The 26,041-nt window shown below is 72.7% G+C and carries 27 protein-coding genes; 11 read left to right on the top strand and 16 right to left on the bottom strand.

Features of this window, described 5'->3' with window-relative positions:
- Positions 1-115 precede the first annotated feature (115 nt).
- Positions 116-1,414: a CynX/NimT family MFS transporter gene (locus ABT118_RS01100; RefSeq protein WP_350644040.1), complete on the bottom strand. Its 1,299-nt coding sequence runs from the start codon at positions 1,412-1,414 to the stop codon at positions 116-118.
- A gap of 180 nt (positions 1,415-1,594) precedes the next feature.
- On the opposite strand from ABT118_RS01100, the gene ABT118_RS01105 reads away from it, so the two are divergent.
- The gene (locus tag ABT118_RS01105; protein WP_350644041.1) at positions 1,595-1,906 is read left to right on the top strand and encodes a putative quinol monooxygenase; all 312 of its coding nucleotides are present in this window, start codon (positions 1,595-1,597) and stop codon (positions 1,904-1,906) included.
- A 115-nt stretch (positions 1,907-2,021) separates the two neighbouring features.
- Here the strand turns inward: ABT118_RS01105 and ABT118_RS01110 are convergent, their stop codons facing one another.
- From ABT118_RS01110 to ABT118_RS01125, 4 genes are all read right to left on the bottom strand, one after another.
- Positions 2,022-2,936, bottom strand: coding sequence for a ScbA/BarX family gamma-butyrolactone biosynthesis protein (locus ABT118_RS01110; protein ID WP_350644042.1), 915 nt, complete (start codon positions 2,934-2,936; stop codon positions 2,022-2,024).
- A 158-nt stretch (positions 2,937-3,094) separates the two neighbouring features.
- Entirely contained in the window at positions 3,095-4,099 is a 1,005-nt protein-coding gene (locus ABT118_RS01115; RefSeq protein WP_350644043.1) for a cyclase family protein, read from the bottom strand.
- Positions 4,100-4,214: 115 nt separating this feature from the next.
- Positions 4,215-5,258, bottom strand: coding sequence for an aldo/keto reductase (locus ABT118_RS01120; protein WP_350644044.1), 1,044 nt, complete (start codon positions 5,256-5,258; stop codon positions 4,215-4,217).
- 63 nt (positions 5,259-5,321) lie between these two features.
- On the bottom strand, positions 5,322-6,503 hold the full coding sequence (locus ABT118_RS01125; RefSeq protein WP_350644045.1) for an NAD(P)-dependent malic enzyme: 1,182 nt from the start codon (positions 6,501-6,503) through the stop codon (positions 5,322-5,324).
- Positions 6,504-6,680: 177 nt separating this feature from the next.
- Here ABT118_RS01125 and ABT118_RS01130 point away from each other — a divergent pair, with 177 nt between their 5' ends.
- Positions 6,681-7,115 (top strand): MarR family winged helix-turn-helix transcriptional regulator, encoded by a 435-nt coding sequence (locus ABT118_RS01130; RefSeq protein WP_350644046.1) that lies wholly within the window; start codon positions 6,681-6,683, stop codon positions 7,113-7,115.
- On the opposite strand, the gene ABT118_RS01135 is transcribed toward ABT118_RS01130, so the two are convergent.
- The 4 genes from ABT118_RS01135 to ABT118_RS01150 form a co-directional block, all read right to left on the bottom strand.
- On the bottom strand, positions 7,073-8,146 hold the full coding sequence (locus ABT118_RS01135; RefSeq protein ID WP_350644047.1) for an aldo/keto reductase: 1,074 nt from the start codon (positions 8,144-8,146) through the stop codon (positions 7,073-7,075). The genes ABT118_RS01130 and ABT118_RS01135 overlap by 43 nt on opposite strands.
- A 91-nt stretch (positions 8,147-8,237) precedes the next feature.
- Positions 8,238-9,056, bottom strand: a complete 819-nt coding sequence (locus ABT118_RS01140) for an MDR/zinc-dependent alcohol dehydrogenase-like family protein (protein ID WP_350644048.1) — start codon at positions 9,054-9,056, stop codon at positions 8,238-8,240.
- Between the two features lie 57 nt (positions 9,057-9,113).
- Positions 9,114-10,310, bottom strand: a complete 1,197-nt coding sequence (locus ABT118_RS01145; protein ID WP_350644049.1) for an acyl-CoA synthetase family protein — start codon at positions 10,308-10,310, stop codon at positions 9,114-9,116.
- 427 nt (positions 10,311-10,737) lie between these two features.
- Positions 10,738-10,986 (bottom strand): SCO4226 family nickel-binding protein, encoded by a 249-nt coding sequence (locus ABT118_RS01150; protein ID WP_350644050.1) that lies wholly within the window; start codon positions 10,984-10,986, stop codon positions 10,738-10,740.
- A 195-nt stretch (positions 10,987-11,181) separates the two neighbouring features.
- Between ABT118_RS01150 and ABT118_RS01155 the strand changes: the two genes are divergently transcribed.
- Positions 11,182-11,607 carry a YciI family protein gene (locus tag ABT118_RS01155; protein WP_350644051.1) on the top strand — a complete coding sequence of 142 codons (426 nt, stop codon included), beginning with the start codon at positions 11,182-11,184 and terminating at the stop codon, positions 11,605-11,607.
- Between the two features lie 23 nt (positions 11,608-11,630).
- Here ABT118_RS01155 and ABT118_RS01160 read toward each other — a convergent pair whose 3' ends face one another.
- Together ABT118_RS01160 and ABT118_RS01165 are read right to left on the bottom strand one after the other, a co-directional pair.
- On the bottom strand, positions 11,631-12,266 hold the full coding sequence (locus ABT118_RS01160; RefSeq protein WP_350644052.1) for a response regulator: 636 nt from the start codon (positions 12,264-12,266) through the stop codon (positions 11,631-11,633).
- Positions 12,263-13,384 carry a sensor histidine kinase gene (locus ABT118_RS01165; protein WP_350645075.1) on the bottom strand — a complete coding sequence of 374 codons (1,122 nt, stop codon included), beginning with the start codon at positions 13,382-13,384 and terminating at the stop codon, positions 12,263-12,265. Before ABT118_RS01165 ends, ABT118_RS01160 begins: the two co-directional genes overlap by 4 nt.
- Positions 13,385-13,563: 179 nt before the next feature.
- Between ABT118_RS01165 and ABT118_RS01170 the strand changes: the two genes are divergently transcribed.
- Entirely contained in the window at positions 13,564-13,989 is a 426-nt protein-coding gene (locus ABT118_RS01170) for a PPOX class F420-dependent oxidoreductase (protein ID WP_350644053.1), read from the top strand.
- A gap of 33 nt (positions 13,990-14,022) precedes the next feature.
- Positions 14,023-14,598, top strand: a complete 576-nt coding sequence (locus ABT118_RS01175; protein WP_350644054.1) for a flavodoxin family protein — start codon at positions 14,023-14,025, stop codon at positions 14,596-14,598.
- Between the two features lie 9 nt (positions 14,599-14,607).
- Here ABT118_RS01175 and ABT118_RS01180 read toward each other — a convergent pair whose 3' ends face one another.
- On the bottom strand, positions 14,608-15,330 hold the full coding sequence (locus ABT118_RS01180) for an aquaporin (RefSeq protein ID WP_350644055.1): 723 nt from the start codon (positions 15,328-15,330) through the stop codon (positions 14,608-14,610).
- Between the two features lie 171 nt (positions 15,331-15,501).
- Here ABT118_RS01180 and ABT118_RS01185 point away from each other — a divergent pair, with 171 nt between their 5' ends.
- Positions 15,502-16,272, top strand: a complete 771-nt coding sequence (locus ABT118_RS01185) for a MerR family transcriptional regulator (RefSeq protein WP_350644056.1) — start codon at positions 15,502-15,504, stop codon at positions 16,270-16,272.
- Here the strand turns inward: ABT118_RS01185 and ABT118_RS01190 are convergent, their stop codons facing one another.
- Positions 16,273-17,250, bottom strand: coding sequence for a helix-turn-helix domain-containing protein (locus tag ABT118_RS01190; protein WP_502884474.1), 978 nt, complete (start codon positions 17,248-17,250; stop codon positions 16,273-16,275).
- 205 nt (positions 17,251-17,455) lie between these two features.
- Between ABT118_RS01190 and ABT118_RS01195 the strand changes: the two genes are divergently transcribed.
- From ABT118_RS01195 to ABT118_RS01210, 4 genes are all read left to right on the top strand, one after another.
- The gene (locus ABT118_RS01195) at positions 17,456-17,914 is read left to right on the top strand and encodes a rhodanese-like domain-containing protein (protein WP_350644058.1); all 459 of its coding nucleotides are present in this window, start codon (positions 17,456-17,458) and stop codon (positions 17,912-17,914) included.
- Positions 17,915-18,089: 175 nt separating this feature from the next.
- On the top strand, positions 18,090-18,341 hold the full coding sequence (locus ABT118_RS01200; RefSeq protein WP_350644059.1) for a hypothetical protein: 252 nt from the start codon (positions 18,090-18,092) through the stop codon (positions 18,339-18,341).
- A 152-nt stretch (positions 18,342-18,493) separates the two neighbouring features.
- Positions 18,494-19,159 (top strand): SigE family RNA polymerase sigma factor, encoded by a 666-nt coding sequence (locus ABT118_RS01205; protein ID WP_350644060.1) that lies wholly within the window; start codon positions 18,494-18,496, stop codon positions 19,157-19,159.
- Positions 19,156-20,541 (top strand): hypothetical protein, encoded by a 1,386-nt coding sequence (locus ABT118_RS01210; protein WP_350644061.1) that lies wholly within the window; start codon positions 19,156-19,158, stop codon positions 20,539-20,541. Before ABT118_RS01205 ends, ABT118_RS01210 begins: the two co-directional genes overlap by 4 nt.
- A 54-nt stretch (positions 20,542-20,595) precedes the next feature.
- On the opposite strand, the gene ABT118_RS01215 is transcribed toward ABT118_RS01210, so the two are convergent.
- Together ABT118_RS01215 and ABT118_RS01220 are read right to left on the bottom strand one after the other, a co-directional pair.
- Positions 20,596-22,095, bottom strand: coding sequence for an aminopeptidase P family protein (locus ABT118_RS01215; RefSeq protein ID WP_350644062.1), 1,500 nt, complete (start codon positions 22,093-22,095; stop codon positions 20,596-20,598).
- 128 nt (positions 22,096-22,223) lie between these two features.
- On the bottom strand, positions 22,224-23,573 hold the full coding sequence (locus ABT118_RS01220; protein ID WP_350644063.1) for a PP2C family protein-serine/threonine phosphatase: 1,350 nt from the start codon (positions 23,571-23,573) through the stop codon (positions 22,224-22,226).
- Positions 23,574-24,068: 495 nt separating this feature from the next.
- On the opposite strand from ABT118_RS01220, the gene ABT118_RS01225 reads away from it, so the two are divergent.
- Positions 24,069-24,794, top strand: a complete 726-nt coding sequence (locus tag ABT118_RS01225; protein ID WP_502884445.1) for a bifunctional DNA primase/polymerase — start codon at positions 24,069-24,071, stop codon at positions 24,792-24,794.
- Between the two features lie 205 nt (positions 24,795-24,999).
- Here ABT118_RS01225 and ABT118_RS01230 read toward each other — a convergent pair whose 3' ends face one another.
- The gene (locus ABT118_RS01230) at positions 25,000-25,986 is read right to left on the bottom strand and encodes a DUF5926 family protein (RefSeq protein ID WP_350644065.1); all 987 of its coding nucleotides are present in this window, start codon (positions 25,984-25,986) and stop codon (positions 25,000-25,002) included.
- Between the last annotated feature and the right edge of the window lie 55 nt (positions 25,987-26,041).

The raw sequence follows: 26,041 nt of genomic DNA on the forward strand, positions 1-26,041 counted from the left end.
CCGGGAACGGGACTTCGTCCACACAGGCGTGACGCCCGGCGGCCCTGGAGCCGTCGAGCGTCACGTCAGCCGTCCGGGGTGATGCGCCGTCAACTCGGCGGTGGCTGTTGTTGGTTCAGTCGGCGACGCGGACCTCCTCGCGGGCCTGGGTCTGCTCCGGGCCGGCCGGGGCGCCGGCCGGAGCGACCGTCGGGGCCGGGCCGGCGACAGTGCGCGGGCGCACGAAGCGGTCGCGGCTGGAGAGCAGGCCCAGGATCAGCTCGGGCAGGGTGAAGGCGGCGAGCAGGATCAGCGGGACGGTCCAACTCCCGGTCGCGCCACTGATGATGCCGAGCGCGAACGGACCGGCCAGGGCGCCGACCAGGTAGCCGACGGTCTGGACCATGCCGGACAGCTGGGCCGCCACCTGCGGGTCGGGCGAACGCAGACCGATGAAGGTCAGCGCGAGCGCGTGGCCGGCGCCGAGCGAGAGCCCGAGCAGGACCACCCACAGCGCCGCGATGCCGGGGGCGACGAGCAGCCCGATCAGGCTGACCGCGCTGGCCACGGCGACCATGGTCACCACGGCCCGCATCCCGAGGAACCGGCCGGCCAGCACCGGCGCGAACAGCGCGCCGGGGACGCTGACCGCCATGGCCAGCGACAGCAGGCCGCCCGAACCGGCGTCGCTGTATCCGAAGTCCGACAGCACCATCGGCAGCCAGCCCAGCGCGGTGAAGAACACCAGGGCCCGGAGCGCGAGGTAGCCGGTCACCTGCCAGGACAGTGCGTCCCCGCGCAGCGAGCCGCGCGCGGTCGCGGCGCCGGCCGCCGGGGTGGTCGGCTTGACCGCCCGGCGGGCGAGCACGAGCCACGGCACCAGCGCGACCACCGCGGGCACCGCCCAGATGCCGAGCGCGTCGTTCCAGTCGCCGCCGACGGCGTTCCGCAGCGGGACGGCGACACCGGCCGAGAGGGCGGCGCCGCCGCTCAGGATGGCCGTGCCGATGCCGGTGTAGAGCCGGATCTTGGTCGGGAAAGCGGTCTTGATGACGGCCGGCATCAGCACGTTGCCGATGGCCAGACCCGCCCCGGCCAGGGTGGTTCCGATGAACAGCGCTGCCGTTGAGGGGACCAGTCGGACCAGCACCCCGGCCACCAGCGCCACCAGGCCGAGCACCAGTGCGGATGCCAGGCCGAGCCGCCGTGCGAGACCGGGCGCGGCCGCGGCGAACACGCCGAGGCAGAGCACCGGAAGGGTGGTGAGCACACTGACCGCCGCGTCCGACAGGCCCAGCGCGTCCTGGATGTCGCCGAGCAGCGGGGAGACGCTGCCGAGCGCGGGACGCAGATTGATGGCGAGCAGGCAGAGCCCGACCACCGTCCAAACGACGCTGGAGCTCGCCGGGCGGACTTCCGCCCGTTGGTTGGACATCGTTCCTCCGTTTCATGACAGGACACAGGTGGCGTACTGTCAGTAGTTATGTGACGACCATAAGGTCTCTTCTGGTTTGGGGTCAATCGAACGATGGTTCATCGTGGTCTTGCATATGTAAGATCTCGTATGCCACTCTGGTGGGGCAAGTCACCGCAGAGATCCCAGCCGAGGAGCCCCGTGTACCACATCGCTGTTTCCTTCGACATCCCGGCCGACAAGCGTCAGGCGTTCATCGACGCAGCACTTGAGGACGGCCGCCTCTCCGATCGCGACGAGCCGGGCACGCTGCGCTTCGAGCTCATCACCGACGCGGACAACCCCAACCGCTTCTACCTGAACGAGGCCTACGAGGACGAGGCCGCGTTCGACGCGCACTGCAAGGGCGAGCACTTCGCGAAGTTCTTCTCCATCATCGAGGCCTTCGCCGAGGGCCCGGCCTGGCTGATCAAGGGCACCCGGGTCGAGGACCCGGCGCTCGTCGCCAAGTAACACCCCCGGGACGCAGGGCCCCGGTCGCACCCAGCGGCCGGGGTCCGTTCGGCATGCCGAACCGGCCACAGTGCCCTGGGAGTTCAGTGTCCTGAGACGTCAGCGCCCTCGGGCTTCAGCCCCGGCGCACCCGCACGGTCGCGTCGGCCACGGTCCGGCCGTGCTGCTCGGCCCGCACCTCCAGCACCCGGTCGCCACCCGGGAGGCCGTGCGGCGGCGTCACCGACAGGCGTACCGGGGCGTCGAGTTCGGCGTGGTGCAGGAAGCGCGCGCTCAGCGACAGCGGGAGCAGCGCCGCCCCGTCGCCCTCGGCGCAGTGGCAGGCCTGGCGCACGGCTTCGAGCAGCAGTTGGCCCGGCACGCAGCCGTCGGCGCCGTCGGCGTCGTGCTCGTCGAACAGCACCGGGTGGGCCGGGTCGGCCCGCAGCTCCCACTGCCGCGGCTGCTCCGTCGCCGCCAGCACCACGTCGCAGCCGCGGCTGCGCCCGGCGAGCGAGGCCGCCACCGGGGCCGGCAGGGCGGTCCGGGCGGGGGCGGGGCGGTGGGCGCGCAGCCGCTCGTGCAGGCCGGGCGCCAGCCAGTCGAACCTGGCCGCGCCGCCGCCGATCCTGACATCGTCGAGGTAGACCTCGACCTGGAGGCGGAGTCCGAACGCGTCCGGCCCCCTGCGGTGGACCTCGCTCGCGACCACGTGCAGCAGCAGCTCGGCAGGGGCCGGTCCGAACGGCAGTGCGGCCGCGTCGATGTCGTACGAGAGCTCGCGCAGGCAGGGCACGTGGTCCAGCGGCACCTGGTACTCGGTGTGCGCCAGCAGCAGCCCGGCCTGACGGATCGTCTCCGGCGTGAGCAGCGGGTCGTGCGCGCCGGCCACCGGCTCGTAGAAGGCGTGCGCCCGCGGCCACTGGGCGCCGACCAGGAAGGAGTCGGTGCCGACCGCCCGCCAGCCGGTGAGCAGCACCTCCCCGAGGCCCGAGCGGTGCACCAACTGCCTTGACACGGTGCACTGGTGAGCGAGCAGAGCCTGTCCCATGAGTCCCCCTCGAGTACGGATCGCCGAGCGATCCTCGGTGTCGTGCCGGTGTGGTGCCGGTGTGGTGCGGAGCCGCCCGGTGCGGCTCGGGGAGATCGCCAAGGGGCGGGCCCGCCACGCGGAGGCGTGGCGGGCCCGCCCGGTGCTGCGGGGGTCGGTCAGTAGACCGCGATCAGGCGGGTCGGGCCGCCGAAGCCGCCCTTGTGCCTGGTGGTGCCGACGATCGCGACGGCGCCGCGGTCCGGCACGGTGTGCAGGTTGTTCGCACCCTCGATGCCGTACTTGTTGGCGGGCAGGAGCTGCTTGTGCGCGCCCGGGTTGTGGCTGTTGGCGCCGGAGTCGAGCGACGGGGTGTCGCTGACGGCACCGGCGACCTGGCGCTCCAGCATGTACTCGGCCGCGTCGAAGCCGAAGCCGGGGAAGTGCGGGTTGCCCTCGGAGTCACGGATGATGAAGGCCCCGGGACGGGTCACCCGGCCGCACCAGCCGGAGTCCATCGCGACCAGCGAACCCTTGGGGATCCGGCCGTGACGGCTCTCGTGCCGACGGATGTCATCGGCGGTGACGAGCGCCTCGGGGTTGTTGAACGCCCGGTCCGCGATCCGGATCACGCAGAGCTCGGCGACCAGGTTGTTGACCGGGATCTCGTCGGAGTGCCAGGCGGCCGGGTCGGTCGAGAAGTGCGCCGGCGCGTCCATGTGGGTGCCGGTGTGCTCGTCCATCTCCAGCTTCATCGCGTTGAAGCCGTCGATGTCGAAGTGGGCCGACTGCTGGTTGTTCGGGATCAGCACGTACGGCGTGTAGACCGGGAAGTTGTTGTCGAAGACGTGGCTGAGGTCGCGGATGGTGCGCGAGCCGTTCAGCGCGGAGGCGGCGAAGTTGGAGACCCGGCTGCCCTCCTCCGCCCGCACCTCGGCCGCCACGGCGGTGGCCGGTCTCGGGCCGAGGAAGCCCAGGCCCGCCATGGTTCCGCCCAGGGCGGCGGCGATGCCGGTCAGGGTCCGCCGACGGGTGGGGCCGGTGGCGCCGCTGGCCTTGGCGGCCTTGTCGATCTGCTCCTGGACCTCCTCGGAGGGCGTGTAGGTGGTTTCGTGGTCGTGGTGGTGGTGGTCGTGGCCTTCCGCGTGGGCGCGGTCGTGGTCCTCATCGTGGATGAGCTGCATCAGCCCGGATCCGCACATGGTGGTCCCCTTCTGGCGAGTTTTCGTCGACTACTGAAGACTGTAAGAGATCTTACGATTAACCAGAGTCTGATGGCTAGAGAAAAACCGACACAGCTCAGGCGCGGGTGGGCCCGGCTCCCGCGCCCGTCGCCTCGATCGCCGCGGCGATCTCGGTGAGGTCCTGCTCCGTCAGTTCCAGGCCGGCGGCCGGCAGCCAGCCGGCCACCTGCTTCGGGGTGCGGGCCCCGACGATCGCCCCGGTGACGCCGGGCCAGGCGAGCACCCAGGCGACGGCGACCGCGCCGATGCCCACGCCGTACCGCTCGGCCACCGGCCGCAGGGCGTCCGCCAGGCGGAGGTTGGCGGTGAGGCCACTGGTGAAGTCCGGGTGCCCGGAGCGCCAGTCGTCGGCCGGCAGGGCGGCGACGCGCTCGGCCGAGAAGGCGCCGGTGAGCAGGCCCGACTGCATCGGCGAGTACGCGATGACGCCGGTCCCGTGGGCCTTCGCCCAGGCGATCTCGGCGGCGGCGGTGCGGTTGATCGCCGAGAACGGCGGCTGGATCGCGTCGACGTGGGCGATCCGCTCGGCCCGCTCCAGCTCTGCCACCGAGTGGTTGGACAGGCCGATCGCGCGGACCTTGCCCTCGGTCTTGAGGTCCGCCAGGACCTGCCAGTACTCCTCGATCGGGGTGGCGTTCGGGGAGACCTCGCCCGCGGAGCCGCCCCAGTCGAGGGACTCGCCGGTGTCCGGGTAGTGCACCTGGTAGAGGTCGATCTGCTCGGTGTTCAGCCGGCGCAGCGACGCCTCCACCTCGCGGCGGACGCTCGCCGGCTTCATGATCCGGTGCGGCGCCGCGGACCGGTCGGACTCGTCCCAGACCAGGCCGCACTTGGTGAAGACGTGCGGGCGCGCGTGCGGCGGCAGTGCGGCGAGCGCTTTGCCGATGACCTCCTCGGAGTGGCCGAGGCCGTAGACCGCGGCCGTGTCGATCCAGTTGATGCCCGCGTCCACGGCGTGGTGGATCGCGGCGATGGACGCCGCGTCGTCCTGTGCGCCCCAGCCGTAGCGCCAGCCGTCACCACCGATCGCCCAGGCGCCGAAGCCGGTGCGGGTGAGGTTGATGCCGGTGGAGCCCAGCGGCTGTTCTGACAGCGTCATGGCTATGAATTCCTTTACGTCACAGGTTGGTTGACAGGCCGTCGGGGATCAGTGCGGTCGTGCTCAGGGCCGGGTCACCCGGTCGCGGCGCGCCTGCTCGGCCACGGCCGCGGTGACGGCGGGGGCGACCCGGGGGTCGAAGGGGCTCGGCACGATGTAGTCGGCGCGCAGCTCGTCCGGCGCGATCGTGTCGGCGATGGCCGCGGCCGCGGCGAGCTTCATGCCCTCGGTCACGGTGGTCGCGCGGGCGTCGAAGGCGCCGCGGAAGACCCCGGGGAAGGCCAGCACGTTGTTGATCTGGTTCGGGAAGTCGCTGCGTCCGGTGGCGACCACGCGGGCGTACCTGGCCGCCGCCTCGGGCGCGATCTCGGGGGTGGGGTTGGAGAGGGCGAAGACGATGGCGTCCGCCGCCATGCCGGCGATCGCCTGCTCGCTCACGGTGGCCCCGGACAGGCCGATGAACACGTCCGCGCCGCGCAGGGCCTGCTCCACCGAGCCGGTGTGCCCGGCCTTGTTGCTGTCCCTGGCCAGTGCGGCCTTGACCGGGTTGAGGTCCTCGCGGCCCGCGTGCAGCATGCCCTTGCTGTCGGCCACGGCGAGGTCGCCGATGCCGGCGTCGAGCAGGATCCGGCTGACGGCGACACCGGAGGCGCCCGCACCGGCCACCACCGCACGGAGCTCGGACAGCTTGCGGCCGGTGAACCGGGCGGCGTTCTGCAGCGCGGCCAGCGTCACGATGGCGGTGCCGTGCTGGTCGTCGTGGAAGACCGGGATGTCCAGGGCCGCCCGCAGCCGGTCCTCGACCTCGAAGCAGCGGGGTGCGGAGATGTCCTCCAGGTTGATGCCGCCGAAGGAGGGCGCGAGCCGGACCACGGTCTCGACCAGGGCGTCGACGTCGGTGGTGTCGAGGCAGATCGGTACGGCGTCGAGGTCGGCGAACTTCTTGAACAGGATCGCCTTGCCCTCCATCACCGGCATGGCCGCGGCCGGGCCGATGTCGCCGAGGCCGAGCACGGCGGTGCCGTCGGAGACCACGGCGACGGTGCGCGCGGCCCAGGTGTAGCGCTCGGCGAGCGAGGGGTCGTCGGCTATCGCGGTGCAGACCCGGGCGACGCCCGGCGTGTACACGAGCGAGAGCTGTTCGGCGTCGTCGACGGTGACGGTGGAGTGCACCGCCAGCTTGCCGCCGAGGTGCAGGGCGAACGCGGGGTCCTGGTCGAGAGGGTGGAAGGTCGGCGCGGGCATGAGGGCTCCCAGGTCGGGTTGAGGGGTTCCGGAGCAGGCCAGTCGCCCTCAGTATGGGATAAGAGATCTGATATATACAAGCCATCGTATAGATGACTCCAGGACGCACTGACCGCCCGCCCGGTCAGGCCGTGCGGGCCCCTGTATCCATAAGAGGTATGCGGGTAGTCTGTCTTCATGTACCCCTCCACTCATGAACGCCTGGGGCAGCACATCAAGCGGGTCGAACAGGAGTTCACAGCCGCGAAACACGCCGCACTGCGCCCCTTCAAGATCAACGTCCCGCAGTACAGCGTTCTCTACGCGCTGTACCAGGAGCCGGGCCTGTCCGGCGCGGTCCTGGCCCGGCGCTGCATGGTCACCCCCCAGACCATGTCGTCCGTCCTGTCCACGCTGGAGGGCCGCGGGCTGGTGGAGCGCAAGCCCCACCCGGTGCACGGCCACATCCTGGAGGCCCGGCTCACCCGGACCGGCCGCTCCCTGCTCAACCGCGCGAACGTCGCGGTCCAGGAGGTGGAGCAGCTGCTGACGGACCGGTTCGAGCCGGACGAGGCCGAGCTGTTCCTGGCTCAGCTGGAGCGCTGCTCCGAGGCGCTGGGCTCGCGGAAGTAGTAGTCGCGCCGACGGCGCAGCCCGGCATCCGCCAGGTGGGCCGGGGTGTGGTCGGCGTCGGCCGGGTTGAGGTCGGTGCCGGGCGGCACCAGCGCGTCGATCCGGTCGAGCACGGCGTCGTCCAGGACCAGGTCGGCGGCGGCCAGCAGGTCGGTGAGCTGCTCGACCGTGCGCGGTCCGATGATGGCGCTGGTCACCGCCGGGTGGCTGAGCACGAACGCCAGCGCCAGGTGGGTCAGCGTGAGGCCCGCCTCCTCGGCGAGCACCGCGAGCTCCTCGACCACCTCGTGCTTGCGGACGTTGCCCGGCAGGCTCTGGTCGAACTTGTGCGGGATGAGGTTCTTCCGGAAGTCGTTGAGCCGGAGCCCGGCCTGCCCGCGGTAGCGCCCGGTCAGCCAGCCGCTGGCCAGCGGTGACCAGGTCAGCACGCCCATGCCGTGGCGCTGCGCGGTGGGCAGCACCCCGCGCTCGATGCCGCGCATCAGGACCGAGTACGGCGGCTGTTCGGTGTGGAAGCCGACGTGCCCGCGCTTCTCGGCCGTCCACTGCGCCGCGACGATCTCCTCGGCCGGGAAGTCCGAGCACCCGATGGCCAGCACCTTGCCTTCGCGGACCAGGTCGCTGAGCACCGACAGGGTCTCGTCGATGTCCGTCGCGGGGTCGGGGCGGTGGATCTGGTAGAGGTCGATCCGGTCGGTGTCCAGCCGGCGCAGGCTGTCCTCCACCGCCTGCCGGATCCAGCGCCGGGAGTTGCCCCGCCGGTTCGGGTCGGCTCCCATCGGGAAGTGCACCTTGGTCGCCAGCACGACCTCGTCCCGGCGGCCCTTCAGCGCCCGCCCGACGATCTCCTCCGACTCGCCGGCCGAGTACATGTCCGCGGTGTCGACGAGGTTCACGCCCGCGTCGAGCGCCGCGTGCACCAGGCGCTCGCACTCGTCGTGGTCCTTGTTGCCCCACGCACCGAGCATCATCGTGCCCAAGGCGATACGGCTGACCGTGACACCGGTCCGTCCCAGGATCTCGGTACGCATGCAGACTCCCTTGCAGAGGGGGAAGGAAAGAGGGGAGGGGGACCCCCGGCACGCCGGTCACGCCGTCGGCCGGGGGCGCAGGCCAGGGTCGTCAGGCCATCCGGGCGGCGGTGTCGACGCTGCCGAAGGACAGCTCACCGACCGTCAGCAGGTCGAGCAGCTGCGCCAGTTCGCGGTCCTCGGGGGTGGCGGTGCGGAAGACGAAGTGCCGCAGGCCGGCCTGCTCGGGGCCGCCGAAGAAGCGGAAGAAGCTGGTGTCCGCGCCGTTCGCCGCGAAGCTCTCGTAGAGGAACACCACGCCGCCGTCCGCGACCAGGCCCGCACCCGCGGTGCTGCCGGTCACCGCGTCGTACACCACGTCGAACGTGCCCTCGGCGTCGGCGGCGTCGCTCACCACCCGGGCGGCACCGAGCTCCGCGACCGGTGCGATGTCGGAGGCCCGGCCGACCAGCCCGGTGACCTCGGCCCGCAGGGCGGACGCCAGCTCGACCAGCAGCCGGCCGATGCCCTGCTCGGCTCCGGTGACCAGGACCCGGCGCCCGGCCATCGTCCCGGCACCGCGGACCAGGCGCAGCGCGGTGAGCACCGCGACCCGCAGCGCCGCGGCCTGCTCGAAGCTGACGTGGTCGGGCAGCGTGACCGCGTACTCGGTGGGAAGCGCCATGCAGGCGGCCCACTTGCTGCCGGTGGCCACGCCCACCACCCGGTCGCCCGGCTTCGGGCCGAAGCCCTCGGGGGCGGCCCGCATGACCACCCCGGCGACGTCCCAGCCGGCCAGCCAGCCCTCGGGCAGCGGCTCCGCCTTGATCGTCTCGGCGTGCTCGGGGGCGATCGCCCGGACGGCGATGACGATCTCGTCCTCGGCCTGGGCGACGGACAGGTCCTGCGGGTGGATCTGGAGGTCGGTCATGGGTGTTCCTCTCAAGGAGTACGTGAAATGGCCGCCCTGGCGGTTCGGCCGGATCGGTTAGAACGCGTCCCGCACCAGCACGGAGCCTGCGCTGAACGTGCTGCCGTTCATGGCAGGTGATTCGGTGCCGGCGAGCTCGTCGGCCGTGACGACCTCGAACGCGTCCGACTGTTCGAGCACACACGAGGTGAGCACGAGGTGCTTGCTCAGGACCTGGTAGCGGATCCACTGGAGCGTGTACTCGTCGTTGGGGACGCCCGGTGCGAGCCGCACCCGCAGTTGGACCCGCTCGTCCCGGGTCGAGTCGTCCAGTGCGACCTGGGCCGCGAGCACATCGCCGGTGCCCACGGCGAGGTCGACCAGCTCCTGGGCGCTCATGGTGCGTCCGTGCAGCCGGAAGTAGGGCGACATGGCGCCGAACAGCCGTACCGCAGGCCCTGGTTGGCCGCAGACGCAGTGGGTGTACTCCCCTCGTTCCTCGGTCTCGAACCGGATCAGCGGAGGGTTCCGCGCCGGGTCGAGCGTGGTGACGACCAGGAGTCCGCCGACGATCTCCACATGCTGGGTCGGCAGCGGATGGTAGACGTCGCCGAGGCAGTTCGGGCCGCGGTGCGCGACCGTCCCGGTGGCGGGGCAGCCGTACAGGCGCCACACCTCGGTGTGCGGGAAGGAGTCGGCGAGCGTGCGGTCGGGGGTGGGGTCCAGGTCCATGCCGCCGAGGAGCAGGGTGCGCAGCCACGGCAGCGGCCTGCTGGCGGCGACCCCGAGCAGCTGGGTCACCGTCTCGGGCGGTGCGGCCAGGGCGGTCACGCCCACCTTGGTGAACAGCTCCGCCCACTCCCGGTGGTCGCCCTCGGGCAGTCGGCCGAAGGCCAGGCTGAGGGCGCCGGACTCGGCGGCGAACCGGTTGAAGAAGTGGTGGTTCGGTCGCAGCCGCTCCAGCGGATGCAGGTTGGCCAGTACGTCGGTGGGACCCAACGGCTGCCAGCTGTCCCGCAGTTGACCGACGCCGAGATCCTGGGGCAGCAGACTCAGCTCGGGAGCGGCGATCGACCCTCCGACCGCCCAGAGCGAGGAGGCGCCGCCCCCAGCGCGCAGCGCGAGCACCTCCTCGGTGACGTGGGCGAGCTCGCTGTGCCGCAGTACGGGGATCCGGTGCAGAGCGGGCGTGTTGCCGTCCAGCCACGGCCGGTACTTGGCTGCGAGCAGCGGCAGCCGGCCGGCCCGGCGTAACAGGCCGGTCAGAAGCTCCACCGGAATCCCGGGCGCGTGAGCAGCTGGCTCCGTGCCAGGTCGATCAGTTCGGATGTTCATCGACTTCGCCCCCTGTCTCAGTCGCCAGCCACACACTGGGCACAGCACCGGCCGGCCAGCCCAGCTAATCATTCCTCCGCGAAGGTATCAAGTGTTATCGGGGATCCGTTGCGGCCGTCGTGGCGGCACTCACCCGCCAGTGGGAGGCGCGGGGGCCTGCGGATGCGGGGCGGGCGGGAGCGTCCTGGCTGCTCAGGGGCCTGCCGACCGGTCCGGGGGGAGTCACCGGCGGTCGATCGGTGTGACGATACGTCAGATGAGCTGCAAATGAACTGTGTTGGCCCAGTGCCCGATCGGAGCCCGGTTCGAGTGCCGGGCACAAGGCATCCCCGGCGGGCGGGCCTCGGGCGCACCTGCCGGGGAGCGGTCAGACGCTGATCGGCACCGGGTGGATCTCGGCGGCCGGGTGACCGGTGCGCTCGTGGATCCGCTGGACGGCCTCGGCGCTGGGCGCCTCGGACAGGCAGTAGACCGTGCCCGCCTCGGGATCGGCCCAGGCCTGCTTGAACTGGACCCCTTCCTCCGCCTCGATCGCCAGGTCGGCCCGGTGGGCCTCCATCAGCTGATCGGCGGTGATGCCCTCCATATCGGTGTGTACATCCATGAAGACGGCCATCGCCGTGCACCTCCTCGGCCCCACTGGACAGTCCGTTCCTCCATCGTCCCCCTCCTGGACGGGGCGAGCGCGTCAGCCGGTGGCCGCGGCCGCAGGCGGGCGCCGAGGACTTCCCCGCTCGCCCGGTCGGGAACACCCGGCCACGATCGAAGTGGGGGCAGGAACACCGATCGATCGTGAGAGGGAGTGGCGACCATGCGGTTCATGGTGCTGGTGAAGGCCAACAGGGACACCGAGGCGGGCGTGCTGCCCACCGCGCAGGAGCTCGCGGACATGGGCCGGTACAACGAGGAGCTGGCCGAGGCGGGCATGCTGCTCGCGGCGGAGGGGCTCCAGCCGACCGCCAAGGGCGCGCGGATCCGGTTCGACGGCGACCGCAGGACGGTCACCGACGGGCCGTTCGCCGAGACCGGGGAGCTGCTGGCCGGCTTCTGGATCCTCCGGGCGGAGTCGAAGGAGGAGGTCGTCGCCTGGGTCTCCCGGGCCCCGTTCAAGGAGGGCGAGGTGGAGATCCGGCAGGTCTTCGAGCTGGAGGACTTCCCGGCGGACGTGCTGCCGCCCGAGGAGGCCGAGCGGGAGCGGGCCCTGCGGCACGACCTGGCGGCCGGCACCGAAGGCTGACCGGAAGCGTGGGGCAGCGCGGGTCAGCGCAGCAGGCGGCGTTCCTTGGCGGCCGCGACCGCGCCGGAGCGGGTGTCCACGCCGAGCTTGTCGTAGATCCGGCCGAGGTGGGTCTTCACGGTGGCCTCGCTGATGAACAGCGCCCGGGCGATCTCCCGGTTGCCCAGGCCCTGGGCCAGCTGGGCCAGGATCTCCTGTTCCCGGTCGGTCAGTTGGGGCGTGGGGGTGCGCAGCTGCGCCATCACCCGGGAGGCCACCGGCGGGGACAGCGTGGTGCGCCCCTCGGCCGCCGCGTGGATCGCCGCGAACAGCTCCTCGGGGCGCTCGGCCTTCAGCAGGTACCCGGTGGCCCCGGCGGCGATCGCCCGGTTGATGTCGGCGTCGGTGTCGTAGGTGGTCAGCACCAGCACGTACGGCGCGCCGGGCCGCCCGGCGATCCGGCTGGTGGCCTCCACCCCGTCGATGCCGTCGCCGAGTTGGAGGTCCATCAGCACCACCTGCGGGTGCAGTTTGGCCGCCAGCGCGACCGCCTCCTCGCCGCTGCCGGCCGCGCCGACCACCTCGATGTCGCCAGCGCTGCCGAGCAGGGCCAGCAGTCCGGCCCGGACCACCGCGTGGTCGTCGCAGACCAGCAGTCGGACGGGAGTTGAGCCGCTCACGGTGTCTCCAGGGGGATCGCTGCGGTGACCACGGTGCCTTCGCCGGGGGTGCTCTCGACGCTCAGGGTGCCGCCCAGCTGCCGGACCCGGGCCCGCATCGCGGGCAGTCCGTGGCCCCGACCCTCGGCCTCGGCCGGGCCGGCCAGGCCCCGGCCGTCGTCGCCGATGTCCAGCACCACCTGGTCGCCGAGGTAGGACAGGGTGAGCGCGGCGGTCCGCGCGCCCGCGTGCTCGCGGACGTTGGCCAGCGCGCCCTGGGCGATCCGCAGCAGCGCGCTCTGCACCGCGTCCGGCAGCGGGACCGGGGTGCCGTCCAGATGGCAGCGGACGCTCAGCCCGCTCTCGGCGGTCTCCCGCTCGGCCAGGGTGCGCAGGGCCTGGTCGAGACCGGCCCCGTCGGCCAGGTCGGCCGGGGCCAGGTCACGGACGAAGCGCCGGGCCTCGGCCAGGTTGCGGGCCGCGATCGCGGCGGCGGTGTGCACATGGGTACGGGCGGTGGCCGGGTCGCCGTCCCAGGTGCGGTCGGCGGCCTGGAGCAGCATCTGCTGGCTGGACAGGCCCTGGGCCAGCGTGTCGTGGATCTCGATGGCCAGCCGCTGACGCTCCGCCAGGGTGCCCTCGCGCCGCTCGGTGGCGGCCAGTTCGCTCCGGGTGGAGACCAGGTCCTCGATCAGGGCCCGCTGCCGTTCGGCCTGCCGCTCCATCTGCAGGAAGACCACGGTGGCCAGCCCGGCCACGGCGGGGGGCGCGATCAGGCCGACCGGGTCGAGGCCGGTGAGCTTCTCCTCGGAGTACACCACCAGCGCGGTCAGCCCGGCCACCAGCGGGATCGCGGCCCGGGCCGGCAGGGTCCGCAGCGCGGTGTAGATCAGCGGCACCGCGCACCAGGCGAAGCTCGGCGCCAGCAGCACCAGGACGGCCCAGAGCCCGGCCACCACGGCCAGCCGGACCACCCGGACCGGGCGCGAGCCGGTCCGCAGCCAGGGCAGTTCGGGCAGCTGGGCCAGCGCGAGCGCCAGGCTCAGCCCGATCACCCAGCCGGCCCGGTCGCTCTCGCCGTGCCGGAGCAGGTAGCGGGTCAGCGAGGCACCGAGCAGCAGCAGGAACGCGGCGTACATCACCACGGTGAGCCGGTCGGTGCCCGGGTCTCGCGTGCTGCTGCCGGACACGTCGGCTCCTCGGTTCGGGTGCGCTCCGTACCCATCCTCACCCGGGCGACCGCACGCTGCATCAACCGATCGGCTGACCCGGCGCGCCGCGCCCCGGCGGCCCGGCCCGGCTCGGCCACGATGGGGGCATGCCTCAGATGACCGAGCCCCAGTGGCGCGCGTTCCTGTCCGCCGGGACGCGTACCGGCAAGCTGGCCACCACCCGCGCCGACGGGAGCCCGCACGTCGCCCCGGTCTGGTTCCTGCTGGACGGGGACGAGCTGGTGCTGAACACCGGCGCCGACACGGTGAAGGGGCGCAACCTGGCCAGGGACGGCCGGGTGATGCTCTGTGTCGACGACGACCGGCCGCCGTTCGACTTCGTGCTGGTCCGGGGCAAGGCCTCGCTCAGCGACGACCTGGCCGAGGTCCGGCACTGGGCCGGCCGGATCGCGGCCCGCTACATGGGCGAGGACCGGGCCGAGGAGTACGGCGCGCGGAACGGGGTGCCGGGCGAACTGCTGGTCCGGATCCGGATCCAGAAGGTCACCGCGGTCGGTGCGGTGGCCGACTGATCCACCCGGTGCGGGCCGTCGTACGATCACCGGATGATCTCCCAAGACCCGGCAGCGACGGACCGTCAGTTCCTCTTCGTGCTCGGCTCCGCCCGCTCCGACGGCAACACCGAGCAGCTCGCCCGGCTGGCGGCCGAGCGCCTTCCGGCCTCGGTCGGACAGCGCTGGCTGCGCCTCACCGACCTCCCGCTGGACCCGTTCGACGACATCAGGCACACCGGTGACGGGACCTACCCCGAGCTCACCGGCAACGCCCGGACGCTGTTCGAGGCCACCGTCGGCGCCACCGACCTGGTGATCGTGTCGCCGCTCTACTGGTACAGCCTCTCCACCAGCGTCAAGCTCTACCTCGACCACTGGTCCGGCTGGCTCCGCGCCCCGGGGACCGACTTCCGGGCCCGGATGAAGGACCGCACCCTCTGGGGCGTCACCTCGCACTCCGGCAACGGCGCCGACGCCGACCCGCTGATCGGCACGCTTCGGCTCACCGGCGACTACATGGGCATGCGCTGGGGCGGCGTGCTGCTCGGCACCGGCGGCCGGCCCGGTGACGTGCAGCGGGACGCGACCGCGCTGGCCGAGGCGGAGAGCTTCTTCGGCGTGGTCTGACCGGGCCCGTCAGCGGACCAGCAGCTCGCGGACGTCGTCCGGCACCCGGTCGGGGCTGCGGCCGAACAGCACGGCCACCAGCCCCAGACCGACGGCCGCGCCCGCGCACTGGGCCAGCACGAAGGCCGGGACGGAGCCCGGGGCGATGCCGGTGTAGCTGTCGCTCAGGGCGCGGCCGACGGTCAGCGCGGGGTTGGCGAAGCTGCCGGAGGAGGTGCCCCAGCAGGCGGCGGCGATCCAGCCCGCCACGGCGAGCGGCGCGTAGCCGCCCCGGCCCGCCCTGAGCAGGCCGAACACCAGCAGGATCAGCACCCCGGTGGCCACCGCCTCGGCCAGCCAGAGGTGGCCGGCCGAGCGCTGCTGCCCGGAGAACTCGAGGAACGGCCGCTCGAACATCGTGTTGGCCAGCCCGGCCCCGGCCGCCGCGCCGAACAGCTGGGCGCCGACGTATGCCCCCAGCTCACGCAGCGTCAGGCCGGTGCCGCCGCGCCGTTCGCTCCACCAGGCGGCAGCCGAGACCAGCGGGTTGAAGTGCGCACCGGAGACCGGCGCCAGCAGCGCGATCAGCACCGCCAGGGCCAGCACCGAGGCGAGCACGTTGGCCAGGAACCGCACCCCGCCGTCCGCGCTCAGCGCAGCCGACTGGATGCCGGAGCCGATCAGCACGGCGGCCAGCACGGCGGTGCCGAGGGCTTCGGCGGCCAGCCGCCGGGGCAGGGAGGGGGTCGTCATGCCGCCCATCGTCGCCAGCAGCCCCGGCGCCGGACAATTGGCCGGTACACCCAAGGTCGGGCCGTCGACGGGGCACCCGCTCGGAGACTCGTACGGCGTACGCCTGGCGCGGCTTGACCCTCACGCGACGTGAGGCGGCAGAGTCGGGGTCAGCAAGGAGGGAGCGACCCGATGGGCAAGGACTACTCGGTGGGGCAGGTCGCCGCCATCGCCAAGGTGACGGTACGGACCCTGCACCACTACGACGGGATCGGACTGCTGTCACCGGGCGGCCGGAGCCCGGCGGGCTACCGCCGGTACCGGGACACCGACCTGGACCGGCTGCAGCAGATCCTGTTCTACCGCGAACTCGGCTTCTCCCTCGAAGAGATCGCGGCCATCCTGGACGACCGCACGGTCAGCCCGACCGAGCACCTGCGCCGGCAGCACGGGCTGCTGCAGGCGCGGATCGACCGTCTGCAGGAACTGGCCGCGGCAGTCGAACACGCCATGGAGGCGCACACGATGGGCATGCAGCTGACCCCGGAGGAGAAGTTCGAGGTGTTCGGCCCGGACTACCAGGAGAGCTGGGAGGCCGAGGCCGAGCAGCGGTACGGCGGGTCCGACGCCTGGCAGGAGTCCAGGCGCCGCACCGGCCGCTACCGCAAGGCCGACTGGGAGCGGATCAAGGCCGAGGGGGCTGCCCTCGACGCCCGCTACGCGGCCGCGCTCGCGGCCGGGGTCGCCCCGGGCAGTGCCGAGGGCATGGCGCTGGCCGAGGCGCACCGGCAGCAGATCACCGGCAACTACTACGACTGCGGGTACGCGATGCACCGCGGCCTGGCCGCGATGTACCTGGCCGACGAGCGTTTCACCGCCGGCTACGAGCGGATCGCCCCCGGGCTGGCGCAGTGGCTGCACGACGCGATCATCGCCAACGCGGATGCCCGCGACGGGAGTTGATCAGGCCACACCCCGGCCGAAGGCCCGCCGGTAGGCGGTCGGTGAGGTCCGCATGGTGCGGCCGAAGTGGTGCCGGAAGGTGGCGGCCGACTCGAAGCCGACCGCTGCCGCGACCTCCTCCACCGTGCCCTCGGGCGACTCCAGCAGCGGGAGGCTGGCGGCGATCCGCTGGACGATCACCCAGCGCATCGGGCTGGTGCCGTTGCGGGCGGTGAAGTGCCGCAGGTACGAGCGGTCGGACATCCGGGCGGCCCGGGCGAGCTGGGTGATGGTCAGCGGGGTGGCGAGGTGGTCCAGGGCCCACTGCATCGAGCGGCCGATGCCGTCGTCCTCCTCCTCGACCGGGCGGACCGCGGCCTCGATGAACTGGGCCTGGCCGCCGTCCCGGTGCGGCGGGACGACGAAGCGGCGGGCCACCGTGTTGGCGACCTTGGCGCCGTGGTCGGTGCGGACCAGGTGCAGGCAGAGGTCGATTCCGGCCGCGCTGCCCGCGCTGGTCAGCACCGAGCCGTGGTCGACGTACAGCACGTCCGGGTTGACCTTCACCAACGGGTAGCGCTGCTGCAGGAGTTCGGCGTAGCGCCAGTGGGTGGTGGCCTCCCGGCCGTCCAGCAGGCCGGCCGCGGCCAGGGCGAAGGCACCGGAGCAGATCGAGACGATCCGGGCGCCGCGCTCGTGCGCGGTGCGCAGCGCGGCGACCAGACCGGGGGAGACCTCGCCGCTGAAGGCGTTCGGTACGGCGACCACGATCACGGTGTCGGCGGCGGCCAGCTCGTCCAGGCCGTGGTGGGCGACGACGGAGAAGCCGCCGACCGCGTTCAGCGGGGTGCCGGGGCGGTCGGCGCAGACCTTCAGTCCGTACCAGGGGGCGGCCAGCAGCCCGGTCAGCTCCGGCCGGGCCAGCGCGAACACCTCGACCACCACGCCGAGTTCGAACGGCGTCATGCCGTCGAAGGCGTACACCGCGATGGTGTGCACCGGCTCGGGGCGGCGGCCGATGCTGACGGCGACGGGATGGGCGGCGACGGGGTGGGCGGGCGGCTGCGCGGCCATCGGGCACTCCTGGTCGGGCTGGCGGGATCTTGGCGAGTGTAGTCGTGGACGCCACTGTCCGGGCCCGGTGCCCGGATCGCAGGATGGAGTCGTCAGCCAGCGAGCACAACCGACCGACCGGAGCCCGGACATGACCACTCTCGCCGCCACCTCGCCCGTCACCGCCATCCCGGCCGTGTCCCCGGAGCGGGCCTTCGCCTTCTTCGCCGAGCGGCTCGGCTGCCAGGCCGACCCGGCGGACGTCTGGTACGCGATGCGCGACGGGCAGCAGGACTTCACCGTCATCGACGTCCGGGCCGAGGGCGCCCACCGCAAGACCCACCTCCCCGGCGCGATCAGCCTGCCGATCGCCGGGATCACCGCCGAGCGGGTGGCCGAACTCCCGGCCGGGCTGCTGGTGGTGTACTGCTGGGGCCCCGCCTGCAACGGCTCCACCAAGGGCGCGATGAAGCTCGCCGCACTCGGCCGGGAGGTCAAGGAGATGATCGGCGGCCTGGAGTACTGGATCCGCGAGGGCTGGCCGACCGAGGGCCGTCGCCCGGTCGACCCGAAGACCGCCACCTCGGCCGACCTCGGTCTGGTCTGCTGACCGGGAGGCCGATCGGGAGGTCCGATCGGGGTGTCGAAAAAAGTTTTGGACCGACCTGCAACCTCCCCGGGGGATGCACGTCTATCAGGTTGAGAGCCAGGGGAGCCGGGATTCACCGAGCCCGGAGGGTTCTCACCAACACACCAGACTTTTCGGCTCCTGGGGGATCTGCATCATGAACGCGACCGCTTTGCACCGTATTGTCACCATCCCGTCCGGCCGGACCCGTCGTGGTCGACGCCTCGCGGTCGCGGTCCCGCCGGCAGCCGTGCTGTCCGTGGGAGTGGTCGGCTGCGGCGCCGGGGCGGCCGCGCCGAAGAAGCGCTTCACCTTCCGGGTCACCACGGTCGGCGTCGGCAACGCCGGCCTGGAGTACACCGTCGGTGCCGTCGGCGACGTGCACCGCAGCGTCGCCACGAAGTTCTGAACCCGAACGCCGGGGGTGCTTCGAGCCGCAGCAGTTGGCATGGCGTCAGCACCCCGAATGGCACAATCGCGCTGGTCACAGACCATGACAGTTGATCTGAACGGAACTCGGCCCCCTCATCGGGTGCCGTCCTGGGGGAGAGTGGAACCCGTATGTCCATAGCGATTGCCCTGCAGCCCGGACCGTCCGGGCGCGGCCTGCTCCACGGCGCCTGGCGGCTGCTGTTCGGGGCCGAGGCCGCCGCCGGGCCCATCGACACCGACCAGTCGCGCGGGGAGGCGAAGCCGGCGGGTTTCCGGCTGCTGCGCGGTGGCCGGCCGGCCGACGAGCAGCAGCCGACGGTGACGGAGCTTTACCACGCACAGCGGTTGAGCCTGGTGCGGATGGCGGTCCTGCTGGTCGACCGCCAGGACGTGGCCGAGGACGTGGTGCAGGAGGCGTTCACCGCGCTGTACCAGCGGTACGGGGAGGACCTCGGCGATCTGGACAACGCACTGGGCTACCTGCGCACTTCGGTGGTGAACGGCGCCCGCTCGGTGCTGCGGCGGCGGAAGACCGCACGGGAGTACGTCCCTCCGCACGAGGCTGACGCGGCGTCGGCGGAGGAGCACGCGGTGCTCAACGACGAGCACCGCCGGGTGCTCGTCGCCCTGCAGCAACTGACCTCGCGTCAGCGCGAGGTGCTGGTGCTGCGGTACTGGTCCGACTTCTCCGAGGCGCAGATAGCCGAGACCCTGGGGCTCTCCCGGGGAGCCGTGAAGTCGACCGCAAGTCGGGCCCTCGATGCCCTGGAGAAGCAACTGGAGAAGACCCGATGAGCGAGAAGAACGGCACCGAGACGCCGACCGAACGGCTGCTCCGCGAGGCCCTCTCGGCCCGCGCGGCCGCGATCACCCCGCACGACCTCCGCCCGGCCCAGCCGCCGTCCCGGCGCCTGCGCAGGCTGCGGCCGGTGCACCTGGTCACCACCGTGGTGATGTTCGGCCTGGCCGCTTCCATCGCGGGGTACTTCACTCTCAGCGGCACCCCGACCGCGATGCACCAGGACCCGGCCCCGGCCGCCAGCCTGAGCTCCACCCCGACGGCCGCCGAGACGCCGACCCCGACCTCCTCGCCCTCGCCCTCGCCGAGCGGCGACGTCCCGGCCGCACCGGGGGCCGGGGAGAGCAGCCGCGGCACCCGGGGGCCTGCCGCGACCCCGCACACCTTCCGCAACGTCACGTACCAGCTGCCCGCCGGCTGGCGTACCTCGCCGGAGAACGACGGCTCCGTCCGGCTCTGCCTGGTGCCCCCGAACGCCCCGGGGGACTTTGGCACCTCGGCCACGGGCTGCCTGCCCCAGGGCGTGCAGATCGCGGTCTGGAACAGTGCCGAGGAACTGGGGGGCTCCAACTGGCCGTCCGACTCCTTCCTCGACGCGAGGGCGGGCTGGAGCAACCAGCCGTTCTGCTTCGCGGGGAGCTCCCAGCGAAGCATCAGCGAGAGCGAGAGTGCCACTTACGGACTCGTGGGCGAGCCCAAGCGGACGGTGGTCGAGGTCGACGGCCGGTACGCGAACAAGACCCAGTGGCAGGTGGCTTGCAACGCCAAGGAGCAGTTCACCGCGCAGATGTGGGGCTTCCACAAGGAGCAGGTCTTCGTGGCCGCCAACGGTCTGAGCAGTGACTACCAGGACGACCTGGAGGCCATCGTCAACAGCCTGGACCTGAGCAAGCACGCCGACCCGCTGAAGCTGGGGCACGGCAACGACATCAAGGTGACCTTCGGCCAGGAGGAGGCGATCCGCGTCGGTGACCAGGGGCAGAACGAGATCGTGACCGTCCCGGTCACCTGGACCAACGTCAGCAGCACCTCCTACAGCGCGGTCGAGCCGGTGGTGGCGGCCGACTACGTGGAGAACCAGGCGATGCTGGCCGAGAACCCGACCGGCCCGCTGGATCGCCTGGACGGAGCCGGGTCGGCCAGGGTACCGCTCCGGCAGAGTGCGGACACGAGCTGGCAGTTGACCGGTCAGGCCGCCGCGTTCGCCTTGGCGCCGGGCCAGAGCCGCACCATCATCTACCAGATGAAGCTCACCGTGCTGGACAACAAGCAGTCCCTCGGGATGACCGGTGCCGCGTTCCTCAGCAAGGGCCGGGAGACGCCCACCTCGGTCGGCACCGTGCACAGCCAGGTGCCGATCCACCGGGTCAAGCCCTGACGCCGGAAGGCCGGGCCCCCTCGCGGGGGCCCGGCCTTCCGACGTGTCGGAGCGTCAGCCGCTCAGGCCGGCCATCCAGGCCTCGACCTCGTCGGCCTGCCGGGGCAGGCCGGCCGAGAGGTTCTCGTTGCCGTCGGCGGTGACCAGGATGTCGTCCTCGATCCGGATGCCGATGCCGCGGTACTCCTCGGGGACGGTGAGGTCGTCCAGCTGGAAGTACAGGCCGGGCTCGACGGTGAGGCACATGCCGGGCTCCAGCAGCGCGTCGACGTACTGCTCGCGGCGGGCCTGCGCGCAGTCGTGGACGTCCAGGCCGAGCATGTGGCCGGTGCCGTGCAGGGTCCAGCGGCGCTGCAGGCCGAGCTCCAGCACCTTCTCGACGTCGTAGACCGAGGCGTCCAACAGGCCCCAGGCGAGCAGGCGTTCGGCCAGCACGCGCTGCGAGGCGTCGTGGAAGTCGCGGAACCGGCCGCCCGGCACGACGGCGGCGATGCCCGCCTCCTGGGCGTCGTAGACGGCTTCGTAGATCTTGCGCTGGAGCGCGTTGAAGCGGCCGTTGATCGGCAGGGTGCGGGTGACGTCGGCGGTGTAGAGGGTGTGCGTCTCCACGCCCGCGTCCAGCAGCAGCAGCTCGCCCGGGCGGACGTCGCCGTCGTTGCGGACCCAGTGCAGGGTGGTGGCGTGCGGGCCGGCGGCGCAGATCGAGCCGTAGCCGATGTCGTTGCCCTCGACCCGGGCGCGGCGCCAGAAGGTGCCCTCGATCCAGCGCTCGGAGGTGGCCACGGCCTGGCCCAACTCCCGCACCACGTCGGTGAATCCGTTGACGGTGGCGTCGCAGGCGGCGCGCAGCTGGGTGATCTCCCAGTCGTCCTTGACCAGCCGCAGGCCGCTCAGGAAGGTCTTGAGCTCGCCGTCCCGGTCCTCGTCCAGCACCTCGGCCAGCGCGGCCTCCAGACCGGCGTCGTACCCGCGCACGATCCGGGTCGGCGCGGCGGGCGCGGCCTTGAGCTCCTCGGCGGCCTTGCGGACGTCGCGGCAGGGCAGGCCGAGCAGCTGCTCGGCCTCGGTCAGGCTGTTGCGGCGGCCGACCCAGAGCTCGCCGTTGCCGTCCAGCCAGAACTCGCCGTTCTCGCGGTCGGAGCGCGGCAGCAGGTAGAGGCTGAACTCGTGGCCGCCGTCGACCGGTTCGCCCACCAGCAGGGCGTCCTCGGTCTGGTCACCGGTCAGGTGGACGTACTCGCTGGCGGCGCGGAACGAGTACTCGGTGTCGTTGGCGCGGGTGCGCAGGTTGCCGGCCGGGACCACCAGGCGCTCGCCGGGGTACTCGGCGGAGAGCCGGGCCCGCCGCTCGGCCGCGTACGGGGCCTGGGCGATCGGGGCCAGCCCGCGCAGCTCGGTGTCGGCCCAGCCGGACTTCATCGAGTCCGCCAGCTCGTCGGAGACCTCTCCGTACAGCCCGTTCTTGCGGCCCTTGACGGGCTGCTCCTCGGCCTGGTCACCGCCTGCGGCACCCTCGGGGTTCTCGGCTGCAGCCGGGCTACGGTCCTCGGTCACGTACGTCGCCTCCTTGCGAGTGGTTCCGCCTCGGGCGCGTCGGATCGCGACGCTCGCGGGCGGCCGTAGGCCCCATGGTACGTACCCCCGGCCGAACGGTTGATCGGGTGGTGCGGCCCCCGGGAGGGTCAGTCGAACCGGGCCGCCAGCAGCACCAGGTCGTCGGTGCCGTCGAGGACCGGGGCGGCCGCCAGCAGGTGGCCGAGCAGCCGGTCCGGCTCCTGCCGGAGCTCGCGCGGGGCGTCGGCGGCGGCCCGGCGCAGCGCGTTCTGGCCGGCGTGCAGGGTGGGGCCGCAGCGGCGGGCCAGGCCCTCGGTGTAGAGCACCAGCAGGTCGCCGGGCTCGGCGTCGAGCTCCACGCCCGGGGCCTCCCAGCAGCTGAGCATGCCGAGCGGGGCGGAGAGCGAGGTCTCGACGAAGTTGGCGCCGTACCGGGTGACCAGGATCGGCGGGCAGTGCCCGGCCCCGGCCAGGGTGATCCGGCGCTCCTCGGGCTGCACCCAGGCGTAGAGCGCGGTGGCGGTGCGGGTCGGCTCGGTGGTCTTGAGCAGCAGCTCCAGGTCGCCGAGCACCGAGACCGGGTCCTCGCCCTCCAGCACCGCGTACGCCCGCAGCGCGGCCCGTACCCGGCCCATCGCGGCGGCCGCGCCGGGGGCGGAGCCGGGGCCGGCCCCGGGCCCGTCGCCGGAGACGCTGCCGACGGTCAGGCCGAAGGTGCCGTCGGGCAGTGCGATGGCGTCGTACCAGTCGCTGCCGGCCGAGCGCTCCAGCGCGGCGGGTACGCAGCGGGCGGCCAGCCGGAGGCCGGGGGAGACCGGCAGCCGGTCCGGCAGCAGGCCCCGGCGCAGCGCCTCGGCCTGCTGCTCGGCCCGGTCCGAGATCAGCTGCTTGGCCAGCAGCGGGGCGGCGAACTCGCAGTACCGCTGGACCAGCACCCGGCGGGCCGGGTCGGGTTCGGCGGGCTCGTCGTAGAACCAGACGGCGGCGCCGAGCGGGCCGTCCCGGTCGGTGCCGAGCGGCACGGCGTAACAGGCGCCCAGGCCGAGCTGCGCGGCCACCTGACGGAACCGCGGCCCGGCGGCGGGGTCGGTGGCCAGGTCGCCGATCAGCAGCCGGCCCGGCTCGGCCGGGTGGCTGAGCAGCCCGGAGAACGGGCCGTGCTCGGCCGGGACGGTCTCCAGCGCACCCAGCTCGGACCGGTCCAGGTTGAGGCCGACCGGCCGCCCGGTGCCCCGGGCGGTGGTGGTGATCAGACCCCGGCGGGCGCCGAGCAGCGCGGCACCGGAGGCCAGTACGGCCGCCAGCAGGTCGCCCAGGCTGCGGGCCCGGGCGAGCAGCTCGGTGTGCTCCTGCAGCACGGTGAGATCGGACAGCTGTCCGGCCAAACGGTCCTGCAGGCCGGCCGTCTCGCTGGAGGCCAGGAAACCGAGGTCAGGCAGCACGGTGGCGGTCGCCGCCAGAGGCTTGGCGTCGGTCATGTCCCAACTCCCCACACATTGGTACGTGTCACGCAGGACCACCGGGACCGCCCAAAACGATTCCTAATGTCACTACTCGGCATTAATCCACCACTTGTACACAGGCCGATCGGGGCATGTCCAGAATCGGGACGAGGCCGGATGGCTGGTTCTCCGGAGCCCGGAAGGGCGGATCCGCCGGTCCTGCAGGCCGGCCGTCGTCCGACGCTCCGTCAGCCGACCGTCCGGATCGTATGGTTCGGGCGCCGGTTGTCCCGTCAGGCCGGAACTCACTCACCCGTACGGTGGAACCAGCCGTCTCCGACAGGCGTCCATCTGGTCGCATGCGGGATTCTCGTTCCGGGGGCCGTCCGCTCCAGGCCTCCGCCCCTCCTGTCGTTCCGGTCACTCCCGCCGAACCGTCCGCACACCGGTGCCGCCCACGCACCCCGGGCGCCGCCGCGGTCCACGGTCCGACTGCCCGAGCCCCACGGTCGCGGAAAGGAACGAGCGCAGATGCCATGGACGCGTCCCCGTCGGAACCGGAGCAAGGCCCCGGCCCCGGTGAGCAGCAGCACCCGCACCTCGCCCCGGCCGCCCTGGCTGCGCTGGCCGGGCAGCCGCCGCCGGGTCAGGGCCGGGCTGCTGGCGGCCGCCAGGACCGCCGCCGGCTACGGCTGGCCGGTGCTGCCGGGCGCGTACGCGGTGCCCGGCCTGCTCGGCCCCTGCTCCTGCGAGGACCCGGGCTGCCCGACCCCCGGCGCCCATCCGCACGAGCCGCCGCTGCTGGCGGCCACCACCGACGCCCGGATGGTGGGCTGGTGGTGGGAGGAGCGGCTGCCGGACGCACCGGTGCTGGTGGCCACCGGCCGGACGGTCTGCGCGGTGAGCCTGCCGGCCGACGCGGGGGCCAGGGCGCTGGAGTACTTCGAGGTGCTGGACCTGCGGGTCGGTCCGGTGCTGGCCGCCCAGGGCCGCTACGTGCTGCTGGTCGCGCCGTACACGCTGGCCGAGTTGGGGGAGCTGCTGGCCGAACAGCCGTGGGTGCCCGGGGTGATGCGCTATCACGGCCCGGACGGCTACCTGCTGCTGCCGCCGAGCCGGACCGACCGGGGCGGGGTGCGCTGGGTGCGGCCGCCCGCGCCGCAGGGGCGGCCTTGGCTGCCGGAGGTGAGCGATCTGCTGGGCGCGCTGATTGCGGCGAGCACGGCCGCGGCGGGCGGGAGCAGGCTGGCCGGCTGACGGCGCGGCGGCCTCAATTCCCTTGCGGAAAAAGAAGATCCGGCCGCTGGCGACGGGGGATGCACCAGCGACCGGACTGTTTAAATGGTAACAAAGATCCGCGTCCGCGCCAATTTGTCCGCACACTCTGTCACCTGGCAGTTTTCCTTCCGGTCCGAAAATGTGACGCGAGTCACTTTCCGGACGAAGGACCCCGGGAAGGGCCTCAGTTGAGGGTCACCTGACGGCTCACCAGGTGGGCCCGGGCCCGGCGCTCCTCGGCGGTGAGCGGGGCGTCGTCCTTCAGCGTGGCGGCCAGCCGCTCGGCGAATTCGGCGGCGGGCGCCTCGCAGTCGGCGGCCGTCATGCTCTGCGGCAGGTCCCAGACCGGCACGGTCAGTCCGTGCGCGCGGAACGAGCCGACCAGGCGGGTGTCCGGGCCGAGCGAGGACTGCTCGGCGGCGGTCAGCTTCGCCAGCGCGTCCAGCAGCTGCTCCTCCGGCACCGTCATGACCCAGCGCAGGTGGTTCTTGTCCGGCGCGGCGCACCAGTACGAGGACGGCACGCCGCTCAGCTTCTCGGTCGGGATGGCGGAGGCGTTGGCCCGCTCCAGCGAGGCGGCCACGTCGCCGGTGGCGGTCTCCGCGTCCTCCAGCCAGAACTCGAAACCGGTGTGCACGGCCGGGGCGAACTCGGCCTCCAGGTCCAGCAGTTCCTGCAGGCGGCGGCCGCCCGGGACGGCCCGGCGGGCCGGCACGGGGCTGCCCGGCTCGGTGGCCAGGGCCAGCTCCAGCGCGTCCGCCAGGTCGCGGCTCAGGTCGCCGGAGGCGGACTGGGTCTGCAGGCCGAGCAGGATCGAGCCGTCCTGGCGGCGGAGCGCGGGCCAGGCCAGCGGCAGCACGGTGGCCAGCGTGACCGAGGGGACGTCACCGGTGGCGCTCTCGGCGATGCCCTTGGCCAGCGTCAGCGGGACGGTGGCGGCGGGGACCAGCTCGCGCAGCGCGACCCAGTCGGCCTCGCCGGGCAGGCCCTCGAACGGACGGTGCACCAGCTCGGTGACGGCGTGCGCGGCCTCCCGGCCGTGGCAGGCCTTGTACCGGCGGCCGGAACCGCACGGGCAGTCCTCGCGGGCCCCGACCACGGGGATCTCACCCGAGGTCACGGCGGTGGACGGACGGTTCTGCGGCGACTTCTTCGCGGCCTTCTTGGCCATGGTGCGGCTCTCCCGGTACGGCGACGTGCTTGCCCGGGCAGCCTACTGAGCTTTC

Origin of the sequence: Kitasatospora sp. NPDC002040 (assembly GCF_040296785.1) — a bacterium.
Taxonomy (GTDB): domain Bacteria; phylum Actinomycetota; class Actinomycetes; order Streptomycetales; family Streptomycetaceae; genus Kitasatospora.